This window comes from Pseudomonas sp. GM18, assembly GCF_000282195.1.
In the GTDB taxonomy this organism is placed as follows: Bacteria; Pseudomonadota; Gammaproteobacteria; order Pseudomonadales; family Pseudomonadaceae; genus Aquipseudomonas.
Genome location: NZ_AKJT01000025.1, coordinates 88,637 through 102,542 on the forward strand (window position 1 = coordinate 88,637; position 13,906 = coordinate 102,542).

A 13,906-nucleotide genomic window follows, 5' to 3' on the forward strand; every position below is an offset into this window, starting at 1 on the left:
GTGCCCTTTAAACTCAGGTTATGAGTACACCCGAGAATTCTTGCGAGAACCCACATGAAAAACGATGACCTACGCGCCGACCGCGACGAGCTGGACCACTTCGTGCCCCGCTCCTCGGCCAAACGCGGTAATAACCTGGTGCTGCAAGTAGCCGCGGGCGTGTTCCTTGGCGGCCTGGCGTTGTGGCTGGTGCAACTGGCTGCCACGATGCTATATGCCAAGCTGATGCTCGGCACCATCACTTTTGGCGGTTAAGCCAATTCGCTCGCACGCTGGCTGGCCGCATCGTCATAGGCTACATAAAGCGACTCGGCCACCTGGCTTTTGATCGCCTTGGTGCTTTCCAGCCCCAGGACAAAACCTTCGGCCTTGCCGCCTGCGCGGTTCAGCTCGTCAGCGGTGCCGGCCTGAGTGATTGCGTCGAACAGTTTCTCGGCGTGCGGGCCGACCCCTTTGGGCAGGCTGATCTGAGCGATGCTCATGCGAACACCTCGCTATTTTGAGGTGTGAAGGCTGGGTGATTCATGGCGCTTACCTTTTCGGCTGAGGGCCGGCAGCGCGTGTCACCACTTCCGGGCAGCCATGGTAGACCTCTACCGCGCTTCTGGTAACCGCCGATGGCCGATAACCCCCTCTGATCCGATGAAAACATCAATTTGCCAACAGAGGCTTGACTTCTCTTTTTGAATCAGTAACATACACGCCATTCCGCGATAGCTCAGTTGGTAGAGCAAGTGACTGTTAATCACTGGGTCCCTGGTTCGAGTCCAGGTCGTGGAGCCAGACAGAAAAATCGAAAAGCCCCTGAATCGAAAGGTTCAGGGGCTTTTTTGTGCTTGCCAGAAAGTCAAAAGATCGCAGCCTGCGACAGCTCCTACATGGGAATCGTGTACATCCGCGAATCATCGGGCGAACACAAATTTTGTAGGAGCTGCCGCAGGCTGCGATCTTTTGCTCTACCAGTCTTTAGACATGCTCACTGCTTTTCGCATGCACCGCTCGCAGCTCGGCATGCCCATGGTCCGTCTCCACCACCGGAATCTCATTCCCGTCGCAGTCGCGCAGTTTACCTTCGCTGAAGTAATCCCCTTCACGCAGCGCCGCGAGGTCTTGATAACGCAGGACTCGTTCAGTACCGGCGGCAAACACCGATTGCTGGTCCGAGTTGCCGGCCGTGAGGTGGTTGAAGGTCAGGTTAAGCACGATGGCCATGATCGCCGAGGAGCTGATGCCCGAGTGGAAGATCGTCGAGAACCAGCTGGGGAAGTGGTCGTAGAAGTTCGGGGCGGCGATGGGGATCATGCCGAAACCGATGGAAGTGGCGACGATGATCAGGTTGACGTTGTTGCGGTAGTCGACCTTGGACAGTGTCCGAATGCCGCTGGCGGCGACAGTGCCAAACAGTACGATCCCGGCGCCGCCGAGTACGGAGGTCGGCACAGCAGCGATGACCCGGCCCATGAATGGCAACAATCCAAGCACCACCAGGAATACACCACCGGTGGCCACCACGAAACGGCTCTTGATCCCGGTGACCGCCACCAGCCCGACGTTCTGGGCGAAGGCGCTTTGAGTGAAGGAGCCGAAGATCGGCGCGATCATGCTCGACAGCATGTCGGCGCGCAGGCCATTGCCCAGGCGTTTGGAGTCGACCTTGGTGCCGATGATTTCACCGACGGCGAGGATGTCGGCCGAGGTTTCCACCAGGGTCACCATGACCACGATGCACATCGACAGGATCGCGGCAAAGTGGAAGGTCGGCATGCCGAAATGGAACGGTGCCGGGAAACCGAACATCGGGCCCTGGGTGACGGATGAGAAATCCGCCATGCCGAGGAACACGGCGATGACCGTGCCGATGACCATCGCCAGCAGGATCGACAAACGGGAGATGGTCGCGCTGCCGATCTTGCTCAGAAGCAGCACCAGCACCAGCGTCACCGCCGCCAGACCGATGTTCGCCATGCTGCCGAAATCCGGCGCATGGCTGTTGCCACCCATGGCCCAACGCGCGGCCACCGGCATCAGCGTCAGGCCGATGGTGGTGATCACAATGCCCGTCACCAGCGGCGGAAAGAACTTGGTAATCCGCGAGAACACCGGCGTGATCAGCAAGCCAATCAGCGACGCGGCAATCACCGCCCCGAGAATCGACTGAAAGCCCCCCTCCCCGCCACTGCTGACAATCGCGACCATGGTCGCAACGCCGGAGAACGACACGCCCTGCACCAGCGGCAACTGACAACCGAAAAACGGCAAACCCAGGGTTTGCAGCAATGTCGCCAGCCCCCCTGCAAACAATGAAGCAGCAATCAACAAACCGATGTCCGCCGGCGAGAGCCCGGCCGCCTGGCCGATGATCAAAGGCACCGCGACGATACCGCCGTACATGGTCAGAACGTGTTGCAGGCCATAAGCCATATTCGCGCCGATCCCGAGGTTTTCGTCCTCGGGCCGTTGGTTTGAAACATGGGGCGTTTTCATGGTTGGGAGGTTCCCTGGTTTTTGTTGTGCGCACACTGTATTCAATACTCAAGACAAATGTCTATAGAGTTGTATACAACTAATTAGTCAGATTATGGACACTTGTCCACGCCACCCTTTAGCCGTAGCGCCTCCAGCCCAAAAACTCTTGAAATACATCCTTCCGCCCCAGCCCCTCTCCACCGCTAATCTTTAGCTTTCCAAGCGACCGCCGGCACGGCCGCCCTCTCACCTATACATATAAAGTATGCATAATGAAGTCATTCGAAATTCAGTATCACAAGGCAAAGAACGCGGCCAACAAGCTGTCGCCACTCCACTATATGGAAGCTTGATCGATGAAAGACGAATACGACTTCAGCAACGCCAAGCACGGAGCGGTTGCCTCCGGCAAAGGCAAGACCCGAATCACCATCATGCTCGACGATGTCGTCATAGAGGCCGCGCGTGCTCTGGCAGAGAGCGAGGGATATGGCTACCAGACCGTGATCAACAACACCTTGCGCCAGGCGTTGCTCAGCGATAAAGGCAAAGCGGCGAAGCCCGATCAGAACGCTGCTGTTGCAAATGTCGGGCATTTCAAAAAAGGCATAACCGCCTCGGAGCTGAAAAGCCTGGAGAAAAAACTGTCAGAGGTCCTCGGCGAAATCCATCACGTGATGGAGCTGGAAGTTCGTTCCTAGACACAAACCGCTTGAACCGGCCCAATGAAAAAGGGGCGGATTGATCAAATCCGCCCCTTCGCGTGGTGCTCAGTTTGCCTTTGACACAGGCTCAATCAACCGCTCCAGCACCGGTTTCAACGCCTCCTTCGCCGGCACCCGAATTTCGAATTCACGTTCCAGCAACCCGATCAACTCATCCACATCCGTCACCTGCCGCCGCTCGCTCTCGCTGCCCATGCGGTGAATGGCAAAACTGCCGTTGTTCAGCGTGCGTCGCCATCCCTCCCCCGTCCGCGCCACCATCAGTTGTTTGACGAAGGATGATTCGGGATGAGTCGAGACGTACCAGTTGCCGAGGGTGTAATCGATGTCTTCCTGACGCTGCAGATCGAAGATGTACATCGCCCGCCATTCACCGCCAACGTTGGCACGCAGGGTGTAGCCGTCTGCATGCTGTTCGATGCGATAGGGTTCGTGGGGGGTCAGCTGTTCGGCCTCGGTGTCGAGCATCAACGGTGCGGTGGGCACCATGCCGCCAAAGCCGACGTCGGTGATGTAGCGCACGCCGTCGAGGGTGACCAGGCTCAGGCGGTGAGTGCGTGCGGTCCATGCGCCTTCGGGCTGGTTCATGACCACACGGCCGGTGATGCCGCGCGCCTCGAAACCCAGCGTCTGCAACAAGGCCAGGAACAGATTGTTGAGCTCGTAGCAGTAACCGCCGCGGCCGTCGTGCAGGACTTTCTGCTCAATGGACGGCAGATCGATGAGTACCGGTTGCCCCAACAGCGTGGTGAGGTTTTCGAACGCAAAGGCACCGGTGTGGCGCAACTGCAGTTGACGCAGGGTTTCCAGGGTCGGCGCCGGGGGCGCGTCGAAACGCAGGCGTTGCAGGTACAGCGCAAGATTTGTCAGTTGTGGTTCGCTCATCGCTCAATCCTTATGCATGGAGCCTGCGGATCGCTCCGCCGATGGCCGCCATGTATAAGGGAAAAAGCGCTCGGGCCGATAATTGATTTCGCCAATCGCCGCACACGCTAAAACTATCGCCGTTTGCGCGAACCCAGGCGTCAACGCTGGCCCCTTGTAAATAAAGAAACAGGCGACTAAAGGTGCGCTCCCTGCAGCGGAAAATCTTCCTGCGAGGCCTTGAGCAGCGGCAGCAGCGCATATTGGTCCACCGGACGACTGAGGTAATACCCCTGCACTTCATGGCACTGATCCGAGATCAGGAAGTCCAGTTGCTCAAGCGTCTCGACACCTTCTGCAGTTACGGTCAGGCCCATCGCCTTGCCCAGGTTGATGATCGCCTGCACCACGGCGCGATCGTTGCTGCCGCTGCCCATGGACGATATGAAGCGCTTGTCGATCTTGATCCCGTCGAACGGATACGTGCGCAGGTAACCCAACGAAGAATAACCGGTGCCGAAGTCGTCCATGTTCAACCGCACGCCCAACTCCTTGAGTGCGTTCATGGTCGCCAGTGCACCATCGACGTCGTTGAGCATCACATTTTCAGTGATCTCCAGCTCCAGCCGACTGGCGGGCAAGCGGGTCTGGATCAACACTTCGCGCACGTCCTCGATCACATCGCTACGGGCAAATTGCACCGGGGACAGGTTGACCGACACCATCATCGCGCCAGGCCAGGTCAGGGCCGTCTCGCACGCCTCGCGCAACACCCAGCGACCCAGCGGCACGATCAGATCGGTCTGCTCGGCCAGCGGGATAAACGCATCGGGGCTCAACAAGCCTTGCACCGGATGCTGCCAACGCAGCAGCGCTTCGACCGAGACGATCTGCTTGCCATCGACGTGATAACGCGGCTGGTAATGCATGACGAATTCGTTGTTCTTGATCGCCCGACGCAGGTCGTTTTCCAGTTGCCGGCGATGCTGGATCTGATCGTTCATGTGCGCGGCAAAATAGCACCAGGTCTTCTTGCCATCGGATTTGGCCTGATACAACGCGATATCGGCACACCGAATCAGCTCCTGCGGAATATGCCCCTGGCGCCGACTCAAGGCGATACCGATGCTCGCGCCGATGTGCAGCGAGTGATGGTCGTAGTGAATCGGCTGATGCAGGCTGTCGAGCAAGCGCTCGCAAAACCGGTCGATTTCCGCGTGGCTGTCCATGCCATGGAGCACCAGCACGAACTCGTCGCCCCCCAGTCGGGCGACCAGGTCAATGTCTCGCGTGCACTCGCGAAAACGGGTGGCGACTTCCAGCAATACCGCATCGCCGGCCGGGTGGCCGAGGGAATCGTTGATCGGCTTGAAGTTGTCCAGGTCGATCATCAACAACGTCAGCGCCGTCGACTGCTCTTTCAGTGCCAGCGCCTCATCGAGAAAACGCGCCAGTTTGTTGCGGTTCGGCAGACCAGTCAGGGCATCGTGCAATGACAGATGCTGGATCTGCGCATGGGCGGCGACTTCATCGGTAATGTCGCTGGCCGTTCCGCGATAACCCAGCACCGCGCCCTTGCGCTGGATCGGCCGTGCCGACACCCGGCAGACCCGCTGTTGCCCTGATTGATCGCGGTAGGAACAGCGCAAATGGCTGACGGCTTGCTCTTCATCGAGTTTGTTCAGCCACAGCGACAACGGCGTCGTATCGCAATTGAGCAATTGCCCGATGTTCTGCCCCAGCCACTGCTGATCGGAGAACCCGGTGACGGTGCTGAAGCGCCCCGACAGATACGTGATGCGATGCTGGTCGTCGATTTCCCAGATCCAGTCGGACGCGGCCTCGGCCACCGCACGAAAACGCTCTTCACTGGCCTCCAGCGCCTGATTCGACAAATCGAGGCTGGTGTAACTGGCATCCACATGCCCGGACGTGCGCAGGACATAGCGAAAGAAGTACGCGGTCAACAACGCCAGAACCAGCAGCGCCCCGCCCAGTGGCGGCAGCAGCGACCAGAGCAATTGATGACCCGGTCGATCGAGCCGCGAGACCAGACTGTAGCCGGTGCCAGCAAGGGCAATGGCGGGCTGACCGGGAGCGATGGCGTTGTCGGGCGTCAGGCTCAGGTCGTGCAAACCGTAATCGGCGCTCAAGGCGCTGAGCTTTTCAGGGTTCAGTTGGTCGACGTATATAAGCACCGAAGTGCTTTTGGGATCGACCGCCGGGCGTTCGTCATTGGGCACAATCGCGGCGGCTGACAACAGCGCGGGTTTGCCCTCGAACAAGGTGTAGCGGCTGACGGGTTTGATGAGGCTCTCCTGACTCTGAACCTCGTCAATGAGCGTTGCCATCGTTGTCGACAGGTAAGCCGCCGCCTCCTCCTGTACCTGAAGCCCGCGCACCACAGCGTATTTTGTTCGCTGAACATCGACCACGAAAACACCCTCGTAGTGGTCCATGGTGAACAGGGTTTTACCCAGGTTCTGCTCGACGTAGGCCCACTGCACATCGACCTCGCCGTTCAGGTGATCGTAGGCCGTTGTCCAGTTGGCATAACTGGCGATGTAGTTTTTCGTGGCGGTGATGCGGTTTTCCAGCGCGCGCTGGGTATAAAACGTGGTCTTGGCCAGGTCCTCGGTATCGAGCCGCCCGGCAATACTGAACAGGGCGATCAGCGCGATCAGTACCCCAACCACAAACAACAGACCGACCACCAACATCAGGTTGCGGGTAATCGGGGTATGGCGCGCAGGTGCAGCGGTGGTAACGGCAGACAAATCCATGCACTTGTTCCTGTCAATCGATTGCCCGATCGGGATGAGACCGGCGGGCCCGGTCGGTCAGGTGTGACAGCCAGGCTCTCTGCACTGACCATAGCAGGCATGCCCGATCATCGCTCCTGGACTGTAGCAGCTGCCGAAGGCTGCGTTCGGCTGCGCAGCAGTCGTAAAATCAGAGAGATTGCGGTACATCTGGCAGATCGCATTAGCCGGATTCACGACTGCTCCGCAGCCGAACGCAGCCTTCGGCAGCTGCTACACAGTGTGCATCGTCTTACCCCCCCAGCCATGGTGGAAAGCATCATCGATCCGAGCGCATCAGCGCCTCGACGCCCCCTTCCATCGACAACACCGCCGAGCGATTTCGCCCTGAGTGCTTGGCCTGGTACAGCGCCGCATCCGCGCGCTTGATCAACATTTCGGTGCTGTCGTGCGCCGTCGGCACAAACGAATAACAGCCAAGACTGACCGTCACGTAGCCCGTGGGCGAACCGCTGTGGGTGATGTTTTTGTCCATGACGCTGCGGCGGATTTGCTCGGCGATCGTCAGCGCGCCATGGATGTCGGTATCCGGCAGCAACACCGCGAACTCTTCACCGCCGTAGCGCACCGCCAGGTCGGCTTTGCGGTGACAGCAACTCTTCAGGGCCCGCGCCACTTCGGCCAGGCAATGGTCCCCGGCCACATGACCGTAAGTGTCGTTGTAGCGTTTGAAGTAATCGATATCGAGCATGATCAGGCCCAGCGAGCTCGACCGCCGGGCACCGCGCCCGAACTCGATCTCCAGCGCCCGCTCGAACAATCGGCGGTTGGCCAGCCCGGTCAGACTGTCGTGGGTGGCGATCAACTCCAGCGCTTTCTGCGCCTTGCGCAAATCTGCCTCGATGCGCTCGCCCGCGCGCACCTGATGAATGAACACCCAACCGAACAACCCCACGCCGAGGACAACCAGAGCGACGATCACACCGGATTGAATCGCCGTGTCGTACCAGTCCTTGAGGACCGCGTCTTTGGAGGATGCCGCCGTGACCACCACCGGATAGGCGTCGAGCTGACGGTAGCCATACAACCGGACGATGCCATCCACCACTGAGTCGATCATGGCGTTGCCGGACGTGGCGGTGGGCAAGAGTTTCTGAAAGATCTCGCCCTGAGCCAATGACGTGCCGATCTGCGACTCCACAAACGGCCGTCGCGCCAGCAGCGTTCCATCGGTCAATGCCAAAAACATCGCGCCGTTGTCGTCGAGGCTGAAGCTTTTGAAGAACTGATCGAAGTACGACATCTTGATCCCGGCCAGCAACACACCCTGGAAATGACCGCTCCGATCGTTTATCCGTTTGGAAACCGGAATGATCCACTCGCCATTCTCCCGACTGCGAACCGCCGGGCCGATGTGCGCCAGAGTTGACGTGTTTTGCTGGTGAAACCTGAAATACTCGCGGTCCGCCACACCTGCCCCACGGGGTAGATCCTTGAACGACGTCACGACCCATTGCCCCTGCCTGTCGAACAGAAAGATCCCGTGCAACTGATGCAGCGCCTGCACCCGCCGGGCGAAGGTTTTCTGCAAGCGTGGCGTCTGGGCTGCGTCGAAACCATCAGCCTGAATCCAGTCCACCAGACTGGTCAGCACCAGATCGGCCTTCATGATCGTGTCTTCGGCCTGCTGCGCCATGGCCCGGGTCAGGTTCGACGACGACACCTCGGCCAACGCCAGGTCGTGTCGACGCGACTGCTCCAGTTGCAGGTAAAGCAGCCCGCAAAGACAAAGGCACACCGCAGCAATAAACAACACCGCAGCCTTGAGCAAAGGCAGCCGTTTCAAGGCACCGCCGGGCGCGGGGTGCGGATCGTGAAGGAGGATAGGCAAAAGCGTGTCCTGGAAGGGTAAGGCATGGGCAGCGGCCCAAAACCCTTATTTTTTGTGAGCTTAGTCTACGGGGTTGTGCGGGGTAAACAGAGGATTGGGGGATAAATGGTTGTGTTTCAATCGCATGACGCAAGGCAAAACCACATTACCTTGAAGGAGCTACGATTAACTGACATCACGACAGGAAATCGAAATGAGTAAGGTAGACGAGCTCGCCGCGAAGCTTAAACAATCCCGGCAAACCAGTGCCGACGCGACCATCGCCGATCAAGCCATCGACAGCTGGCCCGCCCAGGTCTACGAGCTGTTTCACCAGATCGAAGCCTGGCTGCAACCACTGATCGAGGTGGGCCTGAAACTGCGACGCAATTCCACTCATGTGTTCGAGAGTGCACCGGACGGTGCGACTTACGATTACGCCATCGACCAACTGCTGATCGAAGGCAACCACCACAGCATCATCTTTGATCCCGTCGCGCGCTTCACCGCCGACGGCGCTGGACGGATCGAGATTCACTCGACAGGCAAGGAACTCGCCCTGTTGCGCACCGTGAACGAACACGGCGAGACGCAGTGGTGGCTTCAGGCGATTGAGCAAGCCGGACAACAACCGGATGCGATCGCGCTGACGGAACACAATTTGCTGCTGGCCGTGCAAGAAGGCTTGGGGCTTTAAGGCCTACAGCTTGCTCTGCTCCGCCACCGAGGGAGGCGCCGTCCGCCTCCCGTCCAGCGCCGGTTGCTCCGAAGGCCGATTCAACGCTCGCAATACCGGGGAATCATAGCCATACACATCGGGCTTGAATGTCACGCGCCCATCAAGACTCAGGTCCACCGTCCAGTAGGCCAACAGCACCGGCACTTTCACCGGGAGCCTGATGTTCTCTGTCTTGCCGTTGGCTAACTGCCTTTGAATCCCTTCGCTGTTCCAGTGAACCGGATCGTTGAACAACAGCTCCACCAATTGCAGCGGGTTTTCTACCCGAATACAGCCGGAGCTGGTCGCGCGATTGGATTTCGCGAACAACTCGCGATGCGGCGTGTCGTGCAGATAAATCGAATACTCATTGGGAAAACGAATCGCCACCTGCCCCAGCGAGTTATCCGGCCCCGCATCCTGACGCAAGGTAAGGCCGCGCGGGTTGTCCCAATCGACAGTCGACGGATCGAGCACACTGCCATCTCGATCGATCACACGAATGCGGCTTGCCTCAAGGTAGCCAGGATTGTCGCGAATCTTCGGCAGCATGTCCTGGAGCAGAATCGTCGGAGGCACGGTCCAGGTGGGGTTGAACGTAACGTAGGTGATCGCGGATTGAAAAATCGGCGTGCTGCGAAACGGCTTGCCGACCTGCACCCGTGAGCGCCAGATCGGTTTGCCATCACGATAGAACGCGACTTTATACCCGGCGATATCGACAACGACGAAGGTGCCCTGAAGTTTGTACAGCAGCCACCGCGCCCGCTCCATGTTCACCCGCACCTGATCGATTCGCGCCTCGACCGACACATTCAGTTCCGCGAGTGTCGCCGGCCCCGCTACACCGTCCGCCCCAAGGTATTGTTCGGTCTGAAACTTCTTCACCGCCACGGTGACGGCGTCGTCGTAGTGGGTGCGAGCAGTCACTTGCGCGGCGAGATAACCGCCCGCTGCCAGACGGGCTCGCAATAGAGCGACCGAGGCCTCGTCCATGCCGGGCCTGAGCGTCTGCCCTTCCGGGATCTTTGGCCAGCCGCCCCGATCACGAACCTTGCGCAGTTGCGCCAGGCCCTGGCGCAACGTGCCGTAAACCGCTTCTTGGGGCGTTGCCTGGGAGAAGGCGCGCGCAATGTCATGGCTGTCGAGGGCGGTGAAGAATTTGTTGACGTCCTCCCGGGGATCGACGCCAACGGGGTCGAAGTTCCAGTGGATGTCCAGCCGCGAAGGGTCGACCTTGCCGCGCCGCAACTGCAGCAGCGCCGTGATAAACGTCTGGGTGGCAGAGATATCAAAAGCTGCCCGTTGCCCGGGGGTTGGAGTGGTTGTCTGCATCAACGCGCGGGCCTCGGCCAACTCGGCGATCCGGAAATCCGCGGGGTTCAGGCCATCGCTCTGGGTATCGCCCAAGCTTTTCAATAACAGGGCGACATCGTCATCGTCTGTCCAGGCAGCGCGATAGCCACGATGACTATAGAAATCCAGCACCACTCGGTTCACATCAACGCGCTGATGACGCGGCGAGGTGAGCAGCGGCGGAAACGCCGAACTCAATGGCGCCAACTCCGCCTGAATCGCTTGGCCGACATAATCGCCAGGTGCCGCTTCAGCCACAGTGCTGACGGGAGATACCGGCTCAATCGGCGAAGTTTGCGCGATCGCCGTGCCGCTTATCAGAAAGCCCATAAAAAACATGCGGCTTATGACGAATAACCTTGTTAACTGCGCCATGGATAATCCTTAATCTCCCGTTTTCAACCGGCTCGCGTCGTGCGCGCTGCTAGACTCGAAATATTACTGATGAGACCTGCATATGGCCTTGGACCGCTTCGGCTTCTTAATGACGGCCCTGTTGCTGACCGCTTTTACATTACCGGCAGCCTACGCCGATTCGCTTGAAGCCGCCTTGGTCAAAGCGGCCCCTGATGCCAACGCCAAAGTCATTGCCCTGGCCGTTCGCGCCTCCCAATGCAGCCGGGCCCAAGGCACGGCCCCGGTGCAGAGACTAGCAGTCATCGATTATTCCCTGCCCTCGACTGCGCAACGTCTTTGGGTGTTCGACCTTAAACAACGCAAGTTGTTGTTCCATGAACTGGTCGCCCACGGTCGCAACAGTGGCGAGAACATGGCCAGCCAGTTCTCCAATCAGAACGCCAGTTACGCCACCAGCCTGGGTTTGTACCGCACCCAGTCCAGCTATGTCGGGCAGAACGGTTATTCCCTGCGCATGGAAGGTCTGGAACCGGGTTTTAACGACAACGCCTTCGAGCGAGCGATCGTCATTCACGGCGCGCCTTACGTCAGCCCTGTCCTGGCGCGGGCCAATGGCCGGATCGGCAGAAGTCTCGGCTGCCCGGCGGTGAGACCCGCGATTGCACATCGGCTGATCGACTCGATGAAAGATGGGCAGTTGTTGTTTTCTTACTATCCGGATCAGCGTTGGTTGAAGTCTTCGTCGTATATCAATTGCGGTAATGCCACCGTGGCGGATTCGTCCAGGTCCAATAGCAGCCCTTGAACACCGCGTGAAACTGTCAAAACTGTAATCTTGGCCTCAGCCTGCTGAAAGGCACCGCCCGTTAGCCTCCCCCACATTGAGCTCTCTTCCCTCCGCTCAGGATGGACCTGAGGGCTTCATCAGGCTGACGGACGGGATAAAACGGCATGCATTCGAACACCTCAAGACGCACCTTCGTGAAGGGCCTGGCCGCTGGCGGGGTCCTCGCTGGCCTCGGGCTGTGGCGCACGCCAGTCTGGGCGATCACCAGTCCCGGCGAACCGAATGTGCTGGCCGGTACCGACTTCGACCTGTTCATCGGCGAATCCCCGGTCAACATCACCGGCAACCCTCGAACCGCGATGACCATCAACGGCGGCATTCCCGGCCCGCTGTTGCGCTGGCGTGAAGGCGACACCGTCACGCTGCGGGTGAAGAACAAACTCAAGGACAGCACTTCCATTCACTGGCACGGCATTTTGCTGCCGGCCAACATGGACGGCGTGCCGGGCCTGAGCTTTCACGGGATCGAACCGGATGGCATGTACGTCTACCAGTTCAAGGTCCGGCAGAACGGCACCTACTGGTACCACAGCCATTCGGGCCTGCAGGAACAATCCGGGGTTTACGGGCCGTTGGTGATCGACGCCAAGGAGCCGGAGCCGTTCCAGTACGACCGCGATTACGTGGTGATGCTCACCGACTGGACCGACGAAGACGCCGTCGGCCTGATGAAAAAACTCAAGAAACAATCGGACTACTACAACTACCACAAGCGCACCGTGGGCGACTTCATCCACGACGTCGGCGAGAAAGGCTGGGGCTCGACTGTGGCCGATCGCAAGATGTGGGCCGAGATGAAGATGAACCCCACCGACCTGGCCGACGTCAGCGGTGCCACTTACACCTACTTGATGAACGGCCAGGCGCCGAACATGAACTGGACTGGCGTATTCCGCCCCGGCGAAAAACTGCGACTGCGGTTTATCAACGGCTCCGCCATGACCTACTTCGACGTGCGTATTCCGGGTTTGAAAATGACCGTGGTCGCGGCGGATGGCCTGCACGTCAAACCGGTGAGCGTCGACGAGTTCCGCATCGCGGTGGCGGAGACGTTCGACGTGATCGTCGAACCGACCCAGGATGCCTACACCCTGTTCGCCCAGTCGATGGATCGAACGGGTTATGCGCGAGGCACCCTGGCGGTGAGAACCGGGTTGTCGGCGCCGATTCCAGCGCTGGATCCGCGACCGCTGGTGACCATGGACGACATGGGCATGGGCGGCATGGATCATGGCAGCATGGGTGGTGACATGGCGGGGATGGATCACGGTGCCATGCAAGGCATGAACGGTGGTGACATGCAGGGCATGGACGGCGGCGACATGCAGGGCATGGACAGCATGGCCGGGATGGATCACAGCAGCATGGCCATGGGCGGCATGGCCGGAATGGCCGGAATGGCCGGTATGCAATCCCATCCCGATACGGAAAAAGACAACCCGCTGGTGGACATGCAAGCCATGAGCACCACGCCAAAACTCGACGACCCGGGCATCGGCCTGCGCAACAACGGCCGCCGTGTGCTGACCTACTCCGACCTGCGCAGCACCTTCGAAGACCCGGACGGCCGCGAGCCCGGCCGCACCCTCGAACTGCACCTGACCGGTCACATGGAGAAGTTCTCCTGGTCGTTCAACGGCGTGAAGTTCTCCGACGCCGAACCGCTGCGACTCAAGTACGGCGAGCGGGTTCGGGTGGTGCTGGTCAACGACACGATGATGACTCACCCCATTCATTTGCACGGCATGTGGAGCGACCTCGAAGACGAGAACGGCCAGTTCATGGTGCGCAAACACACCATTGATGTGCCGCCCGGATCGAAGCGCAGCTATCGGGTCACTGCCGATGCGCTCGGCCGCTGGGCCTACCACTGCCATCTCCTGTACCACATGGAAATGGGCATGTTCCGTGAAGTTCGCGTGGAAGAATAAGGCGCTACCC

Annotated in this window: 11 protein-coding genes and 1 tRNA gene; 6 read left to right on the forward strand and 6 right to left on the reverse strand. The window is 59.4% G+C overall.

The genetic code is table 11. The features are described 5' to 3' along the window. The first annotated feature begins 54 nt into the window (after positions 1 to 54). The gene (locus PMI21_RS22240; RefSeq protein ID WP_007935214.1) at positions 55 to 255 is read left to right on the forward strand and encodes a hypothetical protein; all 201 of its coding nucleotides are present in this window, start codon (positions 55 to 57) and stop codon (positions 253 to 255) included. On the opposite strand, the gene PMI21_RS22235 is transcribed toward PMI21_RS22240, so the two are convergent. Beyond that, the gene (locus tag PMI21_RS22235) at positions 252 to 482 is read right to left on the reverse strand and encodes a hypothetical protein (protein WP_007935216.1); all 231 of its coding nucleotides are present in this window, start codon (positions 480 to 482) and stop codon (positions 252 to 254) included. The two genes, PMI21_RS22240 and PMI21_RS22235, sit on opposite strands and share 4 nt — an antisense overlap. Before the next feature lie 225 nt (positions 483 to 707). On the opposite strand from PMI21_RS22235, the gene PMI21_RS22230 reads away from it, so the two are divergent. Next, positions 708 to 783 (forward strand) — tRNA-Asn (locus tag PMI21_RS22230). Between the two features lie 183 nt (positions 784 to 966). Here the strand turns inward: PMI21_RS22230 and PMI21_RS22225 are convergent. Continuing rightward, complete coding sequence (locus PMI21_RS22225; RefSeq protein ID WP_007935218.1) at positions 967 to 2,484, reverse strand: nucleobase:cation symporter-2 family protein; 1,518 nt, start codon at positions 2,482 to 2,484, stop codon at positions 967 to 969. A 338-nt stretch (positions 2,485 to 2,822) separates the two neighbouring features. Here PMI21_RS22225 and PMI21_RS22220 point away from each other — a divergent pair, with 338 nt between their 5' ends. Beyond that, positions 2,823 to 3,167 (forward strand): BrnA antitoxin family protein, encoded by a 345-nt coding sequence (locus PMI21_RS22220; protein WP_007935221.1) that lies wholly within the window; start codon positions 2,823 to 2,825, stop codon positions 3,165 to 3,167. Between the two features lie 69 nt (positions 3,168 to 3,236). Here the strand turns inward: PMI21_RS22220 and PMI21_RS22215 are convergent, their stop codons facing one another. From PMI21_RS22215 to PMI21_RS22205, 3 genes are all read right to left on the reverse strand, one after another. Next, complete coding sequence (locus PMI21_RS22215; protein WP_007935222.1) at positions 3,237 to 4,076, reverse strand: arylamine N-acetyltransferase family protein; 840 nt, start codon at positions 4,074 to 4,076, stop codon at positions 3,237 to 3,239. 176 nt (positions 4,077 to 4,252) lie between these two features. Beyond that, complete coding sequence (locus PMI21_RS22210; RefSeq protein WP_007935223.1) at positions 4,253 to 6,838, reverse strand: bifunctional diguanylate cyclase/phosphodiesterase; 2,586 nt, start codon at positions 6,836 to 6,838, stop codon at positions 4,253 to 4,255. Between the two features lie 298 nt (positions 6,839 to 7,136). Then, positions 7,137 to 8,708 (reverse strand): sensor domain-containing diguanylate cyclase, encoded by a 1,572-nt coding sequence (locus tag PMI21_RS22205; protein WP_007935224.1) that lies wholly within the window; start codon positions 8,706 to 8,708, stop codon positions 7,137 to 7,139. A gap of 193 nt (positions 8,709 to 8,901) precedes the next feature. Between PMI21_RS22205 and PMI21_RS22200 the strand changes: the two genes are divergently transcribed. Continuing rightward, positions 8,902 to 9,384: a hypothetical protein gene (locus PMI21_RS22200; RefSeq protein WP_007935225.1), complete on the forward strand. Its 483-nt coding sequence runs from the start codon at positions 8,902 to 8,904 to the stop codon at positions 9,382 to 9,384. Positions 9,385 to 9,387: 3 nt separating this feature from the next. Here the strand turns inward: PMI21_RS22200 and PMI21_RS22195 are convergent, their stop codons facing one another. After that, entirely contained in the window at positions 9,388 to 11,136 is a 1,749-nt protein-coding gene (locus PMI21_RS22195; protein ID WP_007935227.1) for a L,D-transpeptidase family protein, read from the reverse strand. An 82-nt stretch (positions 11,137 to 11,218) separates the two neighbouring features. On the opposite strand from PMI21_RS22195, the gene PMI21_RS22190 reads away from it, so the two are divergent. Together PMI21_RS22190 and PMI21_RS22185 are read left to right on the forward strand one after the other, a co-directional pair. Next, positions 11,219 to 11,923, forward strand: coding sequence for a murein L,D-transpeptidase catalytic domain family protein (locus PMI21_RS22190; RefSeq protein ID WP_007935229.1), 705 nt, complete (start codon positions 11,219 to 11,221; stop codon positions 11,921 to 11,923). 146 nt (positions 11,924 to 12,069) lie between these two features. Next, complete coding sequence (locus PMI21_RS22185; RefSeq protein ID WP_007935232.1) at positions 12,070 to 13,896, forward strand: copper resistance system multicopper oxidase; 1,827 nt, start codon at positions 12,070 to 12,072, stop codon at positions 13,894 to 13,896. Positions 13,897 to 13,906: the final 10 nt, after the last annotated feature.